Source organism: Pseudomonas sp. NPDC087346 (assembly GCF_044744235.1).
GTDB lineage: Bacteria > Pseudomonadota > Gammaproteobacteria > Pseudomonadales > Pseudomonadaceae > Aquipseudomonas.
The window spans coordinates 1-13,285 of sequence record NZ_JBIUXX010000045.1 but is presented as its reverse complement, the minus strand read 5'-3'; the positions used below and the strand labels follow the sequence as shown (position 1 = coordinate 13,285).

10 protein-coding genes are annotated in these 13,285 nt (G+C 60.3%); 5 read left to right on the top strand and 5 right to left on the bottom strand.

Annotated features, from left to right (window positions below; translation table 11 throughout):
• Window positions 1–136: 136 nt before the first annotated feature.
• Entirely contained in the window at window positions 137–1,501 is a 1,365-nt protein-coding gene (rmuC, locus tag ACIOZM_RS22790) for a DNA recombination protein RmuC (RefSeq protein WP_401217632.1), read from the top strand.
• Between the two features lie 84 nt (window positions 1,502–1,585).
• On the opposite strand, the gene ACIOZM_RS22785 is transcribed toward rmuC, so the two are convergent.
• Window positions 1,586–5,056 carry a NahK/ErcS family hybrid sensor histidine kinase/response regulator gene (locus ACIOZM_RS22785; protein WP_401217524.1) on the bottom strand — a complete coding sequence of 1,157 codons (3,471 nt, stop codon included), beginning with the start codon at window positions 5,054–5,056 and terminating at the stop codon, window positions 1,586–1,588.
• 247 nt (window positions 5,057–5,303) lie between these two features.
• On the bottom strand, window positions 5,304–5,846 hold the full coding sequence (locus ACIOZM_RS22780) for a TetR/AcrR family transcriptional regulator C-terminal ligand-binding domain-containing protein (protein ID WP_401217521.1): 543 nt from the start codon (window positions 5,844–5,846) through the stop codon (window positions 5,304–5,306).
• A 103-nt stretch (window positions 5,847–5,949) separates the two neighbouring features.
• Between ACIOZM_RS22780 and ACIOZM_RS22775 the strand changes: the two genes are divergently transcribed.
• From ACIOZM_RS22775 to ACIOZM_RS22760, 4 genes are all read left to right on the top strand, one after another.
• A complete protein-coding gene (locus ACIOZM_RS22775; protein WP_401217629.1) occupies window positions 5,950–7,137 on the top strand; it encodes an MFS transporter in 1,188 nt (395 codons plus the stop codon).
• Window positions 7,138–7,189: 52 nt separating this feature from the next.
• The gene (locus ACIOZM_RS22770; RefSeq protein ID WP_401217518.1) at window positions 7,190–7,501 is read left to right on the top strand and encodes a cupin domain-containing protein; all 312 of its coding nucleotides are present in this window, start codon (window positions 7,190–7,192) and stop codon (window positions 7,499–7,501) included.
• Between the two features lie 105 nt (window positions 7,502–7,606).
• Window positions 7,607–8,758 carry a TDT family transporter gene (locus ACIOZM_RS22765; RefSeq protein WP_401217515.1) on the top strand — a complete coding sequence of 384 codons (1,152 nt, stop codon included), beginning with the start codon at window positions 7,607–7,609 and terminating at the stop codon, window positions 8,756–8,758.
• A 99-nt stretch (window positions 8,759–8,857) separates the two neighbouring features.
• Complete coding sequence (locus tag ACIOZM_RS22760) at window positions 8,858–10,732, top strand: MFS transporter (RefSeq protein ID WP_401217512.1); 1,875 nt, start codon at window positions 8,858–8,860, stop codon at window positions 10,730–10,732.
• A gap of 122 nt (window positions 10,733–10,854) precedes the next feature.
• Here ACIOZM_RS22760 and sugE read toward each other — a convergent pair whose 3' ends face one another.
• From sugE to rdgC, 3 genes are all read right to left on the bottom strand, one after another.
• The gene (gene sugE / locus ACIOZM_RS22755) at window positions 10,855–11,169 is read right to left on the bottom strand and encodes a quaternary ammonium compound efflux SMR transporter SugE (RefSeq protein WP_401217509.1); all 315 of its coding nucleotides are present in this window, start codon (window positions 11,167–11,169) and stop codon (window positions 10,855–10,857) included.
• A gap of 118 nt (window positions 11,170–11,287) precedes the next feature.
• A complete protein-coding gene (locus tag ACIOZM_RS22750; RefSeq protein ID WP_401217507.1) occupies window positions 11,288–12,253 on the bottom strand; it encodes a bile acid:sodium symporter family protein in 966 nt (321 codons plus the stop codon).
• Between the two features lie 162 nt (window positions 12,254–12,415).
• The coding region (gene rdgC, locus ACIOZM_RS22745) for a recombination-associated protein RdgC (RefSeq protein ID WP_401217504.1) at window positions 12,416–13,285 on the bottom strand (870 nt) is incomplete at its 5' end.

Here is a 13,285-nt window from a genome sequence, read left to right as displayed (position 1 = left end):
TATCTGATCGGCAGGAGTCGCTATGGCTATGGACTTGACCAGCGTGTTGCTCGGTCTGGCGGGAGCAGGGTTGCCCTTGCTGGCACTGGCCTGGCAACTGCAACGCCGGGCAAGCAGCGGGCAAGCCGAGATTGGTGTGCTCGAAGAACGACTGGCCATGGCGCAACTGGCGCAGGACGGGTTCAACGCGCAGCTTGAGGCCAGCCGCGATGAAATCGCCGATCTGGGTCAGGCCAACTCCGCCAAACAGGCTGAGCTTGCGGCCCTGCGCCGCGAAGTCGAACTGCTGCAAATCGAGCGCGACGACGCCCGTGACGCTTCGCATGCCTGGAACCTTGAGCGCGCCAACAAAGAAGCCGAATTGCGCCGTCTCGACGCGCAGGCTGCTTCGCTGAACGCCGAATTGCGCGAGCAACAGGAAAGCCATCAGCAACGCCTCAGCGACCTGCAAGGTTCGCGTGATGAGCTGCGGGCGCAGTTCGCCGAGCTGGCGGGCAAGATCTTCGACGAGCGTGAGCAGCGCTTCGCCGAAACCAGTCAGCAGCGCCTCGGTCAGTTGCTCGATCCGTTGAAGGAACGCATCCAGTCTTTTGAAAAACGTGTGGAAGAAAGCTATCAGGCCGAAGCTCGCGAGCGTTTCTCGCTGGCCAAGGAGCTGGAACGTTTGCAGGCATTGAACCTGCGCCTGAGCGACGAAGCGACCAACCTGACCCGCGCCCTCAAAGGTCAGAAAACCCAAGGCAATTGGGGTGAGCTGATTCTTGAGCGAGTGCTGGAGCACGCCGGTCTGGAGAAGGGCCGCGAGTACCAGACTCAAGTCAATCTCAAGGGCCCGGACGGCGAGCGCTTCCAGCCTGACGTGATCATTTATCTGCCGGGCGACAAGCAGGTGGTGGTCGACTCCAAGGTCAGCCTCACGGCGTATCAGCAATATGTAGCGGCGGATGACGAGGTCATCAGTCAGGCCGCGATCAAGCAGCATGTGCTGTCGCTGCGCAACCACGTCAAAGGCCTGGCCGGCAAGGATTACAAGCGTCTGGACGGCTTGCACAGTCTCGATTTCGTTTTGCTGTTCGTGCCGATCGAGGCCGCGTTTTCCGCCGCATTGCAGGCCGAGCCGACGCTGTTTCAGGAAGCTTTCGACCGCAATATCGTGATCGTCAGTCCGACCACGTTGCTGGCGACATTGCGCGTCATCGACAGCCTGTGGAAGCAAGAGCGCCAGAGCCAGAATGCCCGCGAGATCGCCGAGCGGGCCGGGTGGCTGTACGACAAGTTCGTGCTGTTCATTCAGGATCTGGACGAGGTCGGCAATCGCTTGCAGCAACTGGACAAAGCCTACAGCTCGGCGCGTAACAAGCTGACAGAAGGGCGCGGCAACCTCGTCAGTCGCAGCGAACAGCTGAAGTTGCTGGGCGCAAGGGCAAGCAAGAGCTTGCCGGCGGATTTGCTGGAGCGGGCGATGACCGACGTCGATGGCCTCGTCGAACTCCCTGAATAAGATCAAAAGATCGCAGCGTTCCGCAGCTCCTACAGGGTGACCACATTTCCATGTGGGAGCTGCGGAACGCTGCGATCTTTGCTTTTACAGCGGTAAATGCCGACTCAGTAACGCCCGCAACGCCGCCGGCTTCACCGGTTTCGCCAGATAATCCAGCCCCGCCGCATGCACCTGTGCCACCGTCTCCGGCCGGCCATCGGCGCTGATCACCACGCCCGGCACTGGCTCGCCCAACGTCGTGCGCAACCACGCCATCAACTCAGTGCCGGTCTCGCCGTGATCGAGGTGATAATCCACCAGCGCCAGTTGCGGACGCACGCCGTCGGCCAGTAGCGCCGCACACTCTTCGCGATTGCGCGCCGTCCACACCTGACAACCCCAGCGCGTCAGCAGGCTGTTCATGCCAATCAAAATGCTGTCTTCATTGTCGATGCATAGCACCTGCGCGCCACTCAACAACTTGCCGTTGAGTTCAACCGCCGCACTCGGCTGCACGGCTTGCGCCTTGGCCAGCGGCACGCTGACACTGAACACACTGCCGCGCCCCGGCCACGAGCGTACACGCAACGTGTGGCCAAGCACCCGGCACAGGCCATCGGCAATCGCCAGACCCAGTCCCAGGCCTTTTTCGGCGCGAGTCTGATGGCTGTCGAGGCGTTTGAATTCTTCGAAAATCACCTGCTGCTTGTCTTCCGGAATTCCCGGCCCGCGATCCCACACCTCCAGGCACAATTCCCCCTGACGTCGGCGCACGCCCAGAAGCACCGGCCCTTTGGCGTAGCGGAAGGCGTTGGTGAGGAAGTTCTGCAGAATCCGTCGCAGCAGTTTGACGTCGCTGTCGATCCGCAAATGGCTGCCGCGCACGCGGAATTTCAGGCCTTGTTCCTGCGCCAATGCCTTGAATTCCGCGCCGAGTACGTCAAACAGTTCATTGACCGCAAAAGGCTTGCGATCCGGGTTGATCTTGCCGTTTTCCAGCCGTGAAATATCGAGCAGATCGCTGATCAAGTCCTCGGCCGAGCGCAACGAGCTGTCGAGATGCTGCACCAGTTTCTGCACTTCGCCGCTCAAGCCTTCGTCCTGATGGGAGAGGGCGGCGGAGAACAGGCGTGCTGCGTTCAACGGTTGCATCAGGTCATGGCTGACCGCTGCGAGGAAACGGGTTTTCGACTGGTTCGCAGCCTCGGCGGTGCCCTTGGCTTCGGTCAGCGCGACGTTCAGTTGTGACAGCTCATGTGTGCGCTCAGTGACCCGCTGTTCCAGTCCTTCGTTGGCTTCGGTCAGCGCCTGTTCGGCTTCGCGGAACGCGGTGATGTCGGTGAAACTCATGACGAAACCGCCGCCCGGCATTGGGTTGCCGATCAACTCGATCACCCGGCCATTCGGAAACAGGCGTTCAGAAGTGTGGGCGCGGCCCTGACGCATCCAGTGCAGACGCCGGGCGACGTGGACTTCCGCCTCGCCGGGGCCGCACAGACCGCGTTCGGCGTTGTAGCGAATGATGTCGGCAATCGGTCGACCAACGCTGATCAAGCCGTCCGGGTAGTTGAACAACTCCAGATAACGCCGGTTCCACGCCACCAGTTTCAATGACTGGTCGACCACGCTGATGCCTTGGGTGATGTTTTCAATCGCGCCTTGCAGCAGGGCGCGGTTGAACTGCAACACTTCCGAGGCTTCGTCGGCGATCCGCACCACGTCTTCCAGCTGCATCTCGCGGCCTTCAATGGCGGCTTTCACCACGGCGCGGGTTGAGGAAGCGCCCAGCACACCGGCCAGCAAGCGTTCGGTGTGGGCGATCCATTCGCCATCGGCGTTCTGGTTCGGGTTGAAGCCTTTGCCCTGGCGATAGGCGAAGCGGATGAAACTCTGCCGTGCGCGTTCCTCGCCGACAAAGCGTGCCGCGAGTTGCAGCAAATCGTCGATCTGCACCGCAAGCATCGAGCGCGCACTCGGCCGGGCGCTGATTTCCTGCCCGATGAACCGCCCGGCCTGCCAGTGTTCCGAAACCCGTGTGCGCGACAGCACCGAGACCCAGGCGAACAGCGTGAAGTTACCCGCCAGCGACAGCACCACGCCTTGCGTGAGAGGGCTGATCGGCAGATTCAGCGGATTGCTGTGCAGCCACGCCAGACCCGGAAAACTGCTCAGTGACCAGCCGAGGCTGTGGGCGGCAATCGGCAGAATCAGCGTGTAGAACCACAGGAACGTACCCGCAGCGAGACCGGCGAACACCCCGCGACGGTTGGCCTGTTTCCAGTACAACGCACCGAGCATCGCCGGGGCCAGTTGGGTCACGGCGGCGAAAGCGATCTGGCCGATGGTCGCCAGGCTGGCGGTGGAACCGAGCAAGCGATAGCTGACGTAGGCCAGCAGCAGAATGACCACGATGCTCACGCGGCGCACCGACAGCATCCACTGGCGGAACACTTCGAACGGGCGCTCGGCGTTGTTGCGGCGCAGCAGCCACGGCAACAGCATGTCGTTGGAAACCATGGTCGACAACGCGACGCTGGCGACAATCACCATGCCGGTGGCCGCCGATGCGCCGCCGATAAATGCCAGCATCGCCAGTGCCGGATGAGCCTGCGCCAAAGGCAGGCTGATGACGAATGAGTCGGGCAGAACGTCGGCCGGTAACAGCATCTGACCGGCGAGAGCGATCGGGACTACAAACAATGCGGCCAAGGCGAGGTAAGCCGGAAACACCCATTTGGCCAGGCGCAGATCCTGCGGGTCGATGTTCTCCACCACGGTGACGTGGAATTGCCGGGGCAGGCAAATGATCGCCATCATCGCCACGCCGGTCTGCACCACCATCGACGGCCAATTGATCGTTTCTTTCCAGTATTCCTCAAGACGCGGTGCGAGCATCGCCTGATTGAACAGGTCGTCAAAACCGTCGTACAGCCCGTAGGTGACGAACGCGCCGACGGCGAGAAAGGCGAACAGCTTGACCAGCGATTCGAACGCAATCGCCAGCACCATGCCACGGTGGTGCTCGGTGGCATCGAGGTTGCGCGTACCAAACACAATGGTGAACAGCGCCAGCACCAACGACACGATCAGTGCCGTGTCCTGGGCGCGAGTGCCCATGGCGTCGGCACCGGCGCCGATCAGCAGGTTCACGCCGAGCACGATGCCTTTGAGTTGCAGGGCAATATAGGGCAGCACGCCGACCAGACAAATCAACGCCACCACCACTGCCAGCGACTGGGATTTGCCGTAACGCGCGGCGATGAAGTCGGCGATGGAGGTGATGTTCTCCTGTTTGCTGATCATCACCATTTTCTGCAGAACCCACGGCGCGCCCACCAGCAGCAGGATTGGCCCGAGGTAAATCGGCAGGAATGACCAGAGTTGTTCGGCCGCTTGACCGACCGCGCCGAAGAACGTCCAACTGGTGCAATAGACTGCCAGCGACAGGCTGTACACCCAGGCACGCATGCGCGGCGGCAAAGGCGCGCTGCGACGGTCGCCGTAGAAGGCGATGGCGAACATGATGGCCATATAGGCCAGGGCGACGGCGGCGATCAGCCCGCTGGACAACGACATGCAGCACTCCAGACAAAAAGACACCCGGGAATCCGGCCCGGGCGGACAGTCTCGCATGAGTGTGGCGGTTAGTCAGTGTCGACCAAGGTCGTGGCGTGGCGGGGTGTCGCAGGTTTGGAACTGCTGGGTTTTTGCGGTGACCGGGCGGGCCTCATCGCTGGCAAGCCAGCTCCCACAGGATTTGTGGGTGTCACAAAATCTGTGGTCACTGGAGATCCCTGTGGGAGCTGGCTTGCCAGCGATGGCGTCAGTCCTGCTGCAATGCGATATCGATCAACCGATGCAGCTCATCCACCTCCAGCGCCGCCGCTGAAAACAGGATGCGAAACACCACCGGCGCCACCACCAGATTGATCAGATGATCAACACTCGGCGCCGTTTCTTCCGGGTGTCGCTCAATGATCGTCTGCAACTGCGCACCGATGATCGCCACGCAATACCCCGGAGTAGCGCTTGCCTGCACGTCGCGCATCATGTTGCGACCGGGCTCGGAACTCATCTCGTCGAGATATTGTTCGGCCCAGGCGCGGATGTCGCTGCGCAGGCGGCCGGTTGCTGCCGGCTCGCTGTCGGGGCGCATGCGGGCGAGGGCGACATCCGCCAGCAACGCCGCCAGATCGCCCCAGCGCCGATAGATGGTCGACGGCGTAACGCCTGCGCGTGCAGCGATTTGCGGCACGGTCACGGTTGCACGCTCCTGTTCTTCGAGGAGGGTGCGCACTGCCGTGTGAATTGATTCCTGCACCCGGGCACTGCGGCCGCCCGGGCGTAAACCTTCTTTAATAGCCATGCGCCAGACCTTAACACAAAGAATTTGCTTTAAGCCAAAGCCGAGAGCACACTCCGCAAAAGCAAAAAATTAGCTTTTGCGGAGTGTGCACATGACCGGCCTCTTGACCCAACCAGCTTCAAACCGCTTCAGCCTGTGGTTTCTGGCGATTACTTTACTGAGTTTTCTCGCCGCCTCCACTGCGCCGACGCCGCTGTATCACCTGTATCAGGATCAGCTGCATTTTTCCGCTGCGGTCCTGACGCTGATCTTCGGGGTCTACGCCCTGAGCCTGTTGGCGGCTTTACTGACCGTCGGCTCGCTGTCCGATCATCTGGGGCGCAAACCGGTGATATTCACTGCGGTGCTGCTCAATGCGCTGGCCATGCTCCTGTTTATAAGCGCCGACAGCGTGGAGTGGCTGATCAGTGCGCGAGTGCTGCAAGGTTTCGCCACTGGCATGGCCACTGCGGTTTTGAGCGCAACCCTGCTCGACACCGACCGCCAGCAAGGCCCGCTGATCAACAGCGTGGCGCCGCTGCTGGGGATGGCGTTGGGCGGAATGGGTTGTGGATTGCTCGCAGAATTCGCACCGGCACCGTTGCAACTGACTTATTGGTTGCTGCTGGCAATGTTTGTGGCGCAGGCGCTGTACGTCTGGCGTCTGCCGGAAACAGTTTCGCCGCAGGCCGGCGCGTGGGCTTCACTGAGGCCAACCTTGCACGTACCGGTTCAGGCCCGGGCGACGCTTTGGCGCGTGCTGCCGCTGAACATCGCAACCTGGGCGCTCGGCGGTTTCTATGCTTCGCTGGCACCGTCGCTGGTGCGCACAGCTACTGGCTCAACTTCCAACCTGATCGGCGGCGCGACTGTGGCGGCGTTGACCGTGACCGGTGCGCTGATGATTTTCACCCTGCGAAATCGGCGTGCCGTCCGCGCCCTGCAACTCGGCGCCATTTTGCTGCCAATTGGCGTGGTACTGATTCTGCTGGGCGTACACAGCGCCAGTCTGTCGGTGTTTTTCCTCGGCACATTGGTCGCCGGTTGCGGCTTTGGCTCGGGTTTTCTCGGCGCAGTGCGCAGCCTGGTGCCGCTGGCCTTGCCGCATGAAAGGGCGGGGCTGATGTCGGCGTATTACGCGTTAAGTTACTTGGCGTTTTGTCTGCCGGCGTTGCTGGCGGGACATCTGACCCGCACTTTTGGCTTGCTGGCGACCACCGATGGTTACGGTGGAGCATTGATCGTCCTGGCGGTCGGCGCGTTGTTGCTCAGTCTGCGTCCACAAGCAGTCGAGGCGTGCAGCGCTCCATAAACGCGAGCGTTTCGGTTAGCCTTGGCCCCGACCTTCTTTCACGGATCGACACATGAAGATTATCCGCAGCAAAACCTTCACCGCCGAACGCGCCTGGGGCGCGCTCGACATCGCCAACATGAACGGCATCACCACGCGCCTGCACTGGACCGATCAGCCGTATAAATGGCACGTCAACGATGGCGAAGAAGTGTTCGTGGTACTCGATGGTCAGGTGCAGATGCGCTATCGCGAGCAGGGTGAAGAAAAGCAGGTGTTGCTGGAGGTGGGCGACATCTTCTATGCCTCGATCGGCACCGAGCATGTCGCGCATCCGCAGGGTGCTGCGCGGATTCTGGTGATCGAGAGCGAGGGCAGCGTTTGACGGCTTATTGGTAAAACAGATAACAGTTAGAGATATTACCCGTTATATAGATATTCGATTTGGATCTACCATGAACTCAACCTCACCTGAGGACAGGAGTTCAAGATGATTTGCCCCAACAGCGCCAAACCCGGCCTCAAGCCGTTCAGCCAACTTCAGCATCCGCGTGAAGTGATCCGCCAATTCACGCCGAACTGGTTCGCCGCGACCATGGGTACCGGCGTGCTGGCATTGGCCTTGGCGCAATTGCCTCTCGCCATTCCCGGTTTACACGCGGTGGCTGAAGGGCTGTGGATGTTCAACATTTTGTTGTTCATCCTGTTTACCCTGGCCTACGCCGCTCGCTGGATCATGTTCTTCGACGAAGCGCGGCGGATCTTCGGCCACTCCACCGTGTCGATGTTCTTCGGCACCATTCCCATGGGCCTGGCGACCATCATCAACGGCTTTCTGCTGTTCGGTCTGCCGCGCTGGGGCGACGGCGTGATTCATCTGGCCGAAGTGCTTTGGTGGCTGGATGTGGCGATGTCGCTGGTCTGCGGGGTGATGATTCCCTACATGATGTTTACCCGTCAGGAACACAGCATCGATCAGATGACCGCTGTCTGGTTGCTGCCGGTGGTGGCGGCGGAAGTGGCGGCGGCCAGCGGGGGCCTGCTGGCACCGCATCTCGCTGATGCCCATGCACAACTGGTGGTGCTGGTGACGAGCTACGTGCTCTGGGCATTTTCCCTACCGATGGCGTTCAGCATTCTGACGATCCTGGTGCTGCGCATGGCGCTGCACAAATTGCCTCACGAAAACATGGCCGCATCGAGCTGGCTGGCCCTCGGCCCCATCGGCACCGGTGCATTGGGCATGTTGCTGCTCGGCAGTGACGCCCCGGCGATCTTCGCCGCCAACGGCTTGCCGGGTATCGGTGAAATCGCCTCGGGTCTGGGTCTTATCGCCGGGATCACCCTGTGGGGCTTGGGTCTGTGGTGGATGTTGATGGCGTTGCTGATCACTGCGCGCTACCTGCGTGCCGGCATCCCGTTCAACCTTGGCTGGTGGGGTTTCACCTTTCCGTTGGGTGTTTATTCGCTGGCAACGTTGAAGCTGGCGAGCACCCTGAACCTGGCATTTTTCAGCGTGGTCGGCTGTGCGCTGGTGGCGTTGCTGGCGGTGATGTGGCTGATCGTTGGCAAGCGCACCGTGCAGGGTGCGTGGCGGGGTGAGCTGTTTGTCTCGCCGTGCATCGCAGGTTTGAAGAAATAACCTGAAAAGTTTAGGTAATGTGTGGCCTGGATCGCGGTTGGTGATTCCAATAACCAGTATCCAGGCCTCTCTACCTTAAACATCAGGGAAACACGGAAGATGAGTCACCCCTCACAGTTCAACCTGCTGCGCACACGGCGCTTTTTGCCGTTCTTCATTACGCAGTCGCTGGGCGCGTTCAACGACAACGTGTTCAAGCAGTCGCTGATCCTCGCCATTCTGTATCGACTGACCATTGAGGGTGACCGCTCGATCTGGGTCAACCTGTGTGCGTTGCTGTTTATTCTGCCGTTCTTCCTGTTTTCGGCGCTGGCCGGGCAGTTTGGGGAAAAGTTCGCCAAAGACGCGTTGATCCGCGTAATCAAACTGGCGGAAATCGCCATCATGGCGGTGGGCTCGGTCGGTTTCCTCTTTGATCATCTGTCGCTGATGCTGGTGGCGCTGTTTGCCATGGGCACCCACTCGGCGCTGTTCGGGCCGGTGAAGTATTCGATCCTGCCGCAGGCGTTGCGCGAAGACGAACTGGTCGGCGGCAACGGTCTGGTGGAAATGGGCACGTTTCTGGCGATCCTCGCCGGCACCATCGGCGCCGGAGTGATGATGTCTTCGACGCATTACGCGCCGCTGGTGTCGACCGCCATCGTCGGCATTGCCGTGCTGGGTTATCTGGCCAGCCGCAGCATTCCGCGGGCGGCGGCTTCGACACCGCAAATGCGCCTGAACTGGAATATTTTCAGCCAGTCGTGGGCCACATTGAAACTCGGTCTGGGGCAGACCCCAGCGGTATCGCGGTCGATTGTCGGCAACTCGTGGTTCTGGTTTGTCGGGGCGATTTATCTGACGCAGATCCCGGCCTACGCCAAGGAGTGGATGCACGGCGACGAAACCGTGGTGACGCTGATTTTAACCGTATTCTCGGTCGGCATCGCCCTCGGTTCGATGCTCTGCGAGAAGCTCTCCGGGCGTAAAGTCGAAATCGGTCTGGTGCCGTTCGGCTCTTTCGGTCTGACGGTTTTCGGTTTGCTGCTGTGGTGGCATTCCGGTGGTATTCCGGACAGCGTCACCGGCCATAGCTGGATTGAAGTGCTGGGCTTTGTTCACACCTGGGCGGTGCTGATCGACATTCTTGGCTTGGGCATCTTTGGCGGTTTCTACATCGTGCCGCTGTATGCGTTGATCCAGTCACGCACTGCCGAAAACGAACGGGCGCGAGTGATTGCCGCCAACAACATTCTCAACGCGCTGTTTATGGTGGTCTCGGCGATTGTCTCGATTGTGCTGCTGAGCGTGGCCAAGCTGTCGATTCCGCAGTTGTTCCTGGTGGTGTCGCTGCTGAACATCGGCGTCAACGCCTACATCTTCAAAATCGTCCCCGAGTTCAGCATGCGTTTCATGATCTGGCTGCTCAGCCATTCCATGTATCGCGTCGAGCATCGCAATCTCGAAGCTATTCCTGATGAAGGCGCGGCATTGCTGGTGTGCAACCACGTTTCGTTCGTCGATGCGCTGCTGATCGGCGGCGCGGTGCGTAGGCCGATTCGCTTTGTCATGTACTACAAGATCTACAACTTGCCGGTACTGAATTTTATCTTCCGCACGGCGGGGGCGATTCCTATCGCCGGGCGCCAGGAAGACATTCAAATCTACGAAAAAGCCTTCACCCGGATTGCCCAGTATCTGAAGGACGGTGAGCTGGTGTGCATTTTCCCTGAGGGCAAATTGACGGCTGATGGCGAGATGAACGAGTTCCGGGGCGGGCTGACGCGGATTCTCGAAGAGACGCCGGTGCCGGTGATTCCGCTGGCGTTGCAGGGCTTGTGGGGGAGTTTCTTCAGTCGTGATCCGCACAAGGGCTTGTTTCACCGGTTGTGGTCGCGGGTGACTTTGGTGGCGGGTACGCCGGTGGCGGTTGAGGCGGCGGAGCCTGCGAAGTTGCAGGCGTTGGTGGGGGAGTTGCGCGGCGCAGTTAGATAGTTGGTGACGGTGCTGGCCTCATCGCTGGCAAGCCAGCTCCCACAGGTTCGATGGTGTACACGGGATTTGTGTTCACTGAAGATCCCTGTGGGAGCTGGCTTGCCAGCGATAGGTCCAGAGGCCTAAGTACTGATCTTGAGCCCGACCAACCCGGCAATGATCAACCCCACACTCGCCAGTCGAAAGAACGCCATCGACTCGCCAAACAGAATGATCCCCGCAATCACCGTGCCCACGGCACCGACCCCGGTCCAGATCGCATAAGCCGTGCCCAGCGGCAATTCCTTCATCGCAAGGCCCAGCAGGCCAAGGCTGATAGCCATGGCCGCAATGGTCAGTGCGGTCGGGAGTGGACGGCTGAAGCCATCGGTGTATTTCAGGCCGACGGCCCAGCCAACTTCAAACAGGCCGGCGAAAAACAGAATGATCCAGGACATGAAAGACCTCCATCGATAGAAGGGGTCGTCCCCGGATTAATAACTCGATTGAGCCGCGAGGTCGTCCCCGCGTGGCCTACATGATGCTGAGCATTAATCCGCGGATCAAGTTTCTGGCTTAATCGGCAGTCTGCCGCGACAGCGATTGTTCATCGTCTTTATCGCTCATGCGCCGGAAGTACGTTGAAAGCAGCGCCCCGGAAATGTTGTGCCATACACTGAACAGCGCGCTCGGCACCGCCGCCAATGGCGAGAAATGCGCGCTGGCCAACGCGGCCCCCAGCCCGGAGTTCTGCATGCCGACTTCCAGCGCCAGCGACTTGCGCTGGGCCAATGGCAGCTTGAACAGGCGCCCGGTGAAGTAACCCAGCAAGTAACCGAAACTGTTGTGCAGCATCACTACCGCCATGATCAGCAGGCCGGATTCGGCGATTTTCGCCTGGCTGGCAGCGACTACCGCGGTGACGATGATCACGATGCTGACCACCGACACCAGCGGCAAAACATCCACCGCATGGCGAACCTTGTCACCGAGCAAGCGTTGCGCAACCACGCCAAGAATGATCGGCAGCAGCACCACTTGCAGGATCGACCAGAACAGCTCCATGAACGAAACCGGCAGCCACGCGGATGCCAGCAGCCAGATCAGCGCCGGTGTCAGCAATGGCGCGAGGAGGGTGGTGACAGCGGCAATGGCCACCGACAACGCCAGATCGCCCTTGGCCAGCCAGGTCATCACGTTGGAGGAAGTGCCGCTCGGGCAGCAGCCGACCAGAATTACGCCGACGGCGATTTCCGGTGGCAAATGGAATATCTGGCAGAGCAACCACGCCACACCGGGCATGATCACGAAATGTGCGATCACGCCCAGCGCCACGCGCCATGGATGGCGGGCGACAGCGGCGAAGTCATCGAGTTTGAGGGTCAGGCCCATGCCGAACATCACCAGCCCCAGCAGAGGCACGATTGCGCCCTTGAGGCCGAGGAACCACGCCGGTTGCAGGAACGCGAGCACGGCGAAGATCAGAACCCAGTAAGCGAAGGTGTTGCCGACAAAACGACTCAGTGCAGCCAGTGCGCGCATGGCCTGATCCTTATTACTAATGAACAGCACAAAACATTGTGGGAGCTGGCTTGCCAGCGATGGCGGCGTGTCAGACACCATTTGGGCCATCTGTAACACCGCTATCGCTGGCAAGCCAGCTCCCACATTTGACCCTGTTCCTTCAGTAGGAACAGGTTGGTTTTAGATCCCCTGCGGAGTCTCTTCACCGCCCAGCGCTTCAACCAGTGCCGGCAGGAAGTCGCCGAAGGTCAGCATCATCAGGGTGAAGCTGGCATCGAGCTGGCCGAGGGCTTCTTCGCCACCGTCCTGTTCCGCCTGATCCTGCAGCAGGTCTTCGAACTTCAGACGTTTGACGGTCATCTTGTCGTCGAGCATGAACGACAGTTTGTCCTGCCAGGCCAGCGACAACTGAGTGACCACTTTGCCGGTGCTCAGGTGCAGCTGGATTTCTTCGCTGGTCAGATCCTGACGCTTGCAACGCACGATCCCGCCATCTTCGTGGGTGTCGCGCAGTTCGCATTCGTCGAGCACGAAGAAGTCGTCGGCGGCTTTCTGGGTGGTGACCCATTCGGTCATGGTCGCGGTTGGCGACATTTTCACCGTCAGCGGACGAACGGGCAGGGTGCCGATCACTTCACGCAGGGTCGAGAGCAGGTCTTCCGCGCGTTTCGGGCTGGCCGAGTTGACCAGGATCAGACCTTGTTTTGGCGCGATGGCGGCGAAGGTCGACGAACGACGGATGAAGGCGCGCGGCAGGAACGCCTGGATGATTTCATCCTTGATCTGATCGCGTTCCTTCTTATAGACCTTGCGCATTTGCTCGGCTTCGATCTCTTCGACCTTTTCCTTGACCGCGTCGCGCACGACGCTGCCCGGCAGAATGCGTTCTTCTTTACGTGCCGCGACCAGCAGGAAATCACCGCTGACGTGCACCAGTGGAGCATCTTCGCCTTTGCCGAACGGCGCGACGAAACCGTAGGTGGTCAACTCCTGGCTTGCACATGGACGCGCCAGTTTGGTGGCCAGTGCAGTTTCCAGCGCCTCGGCATC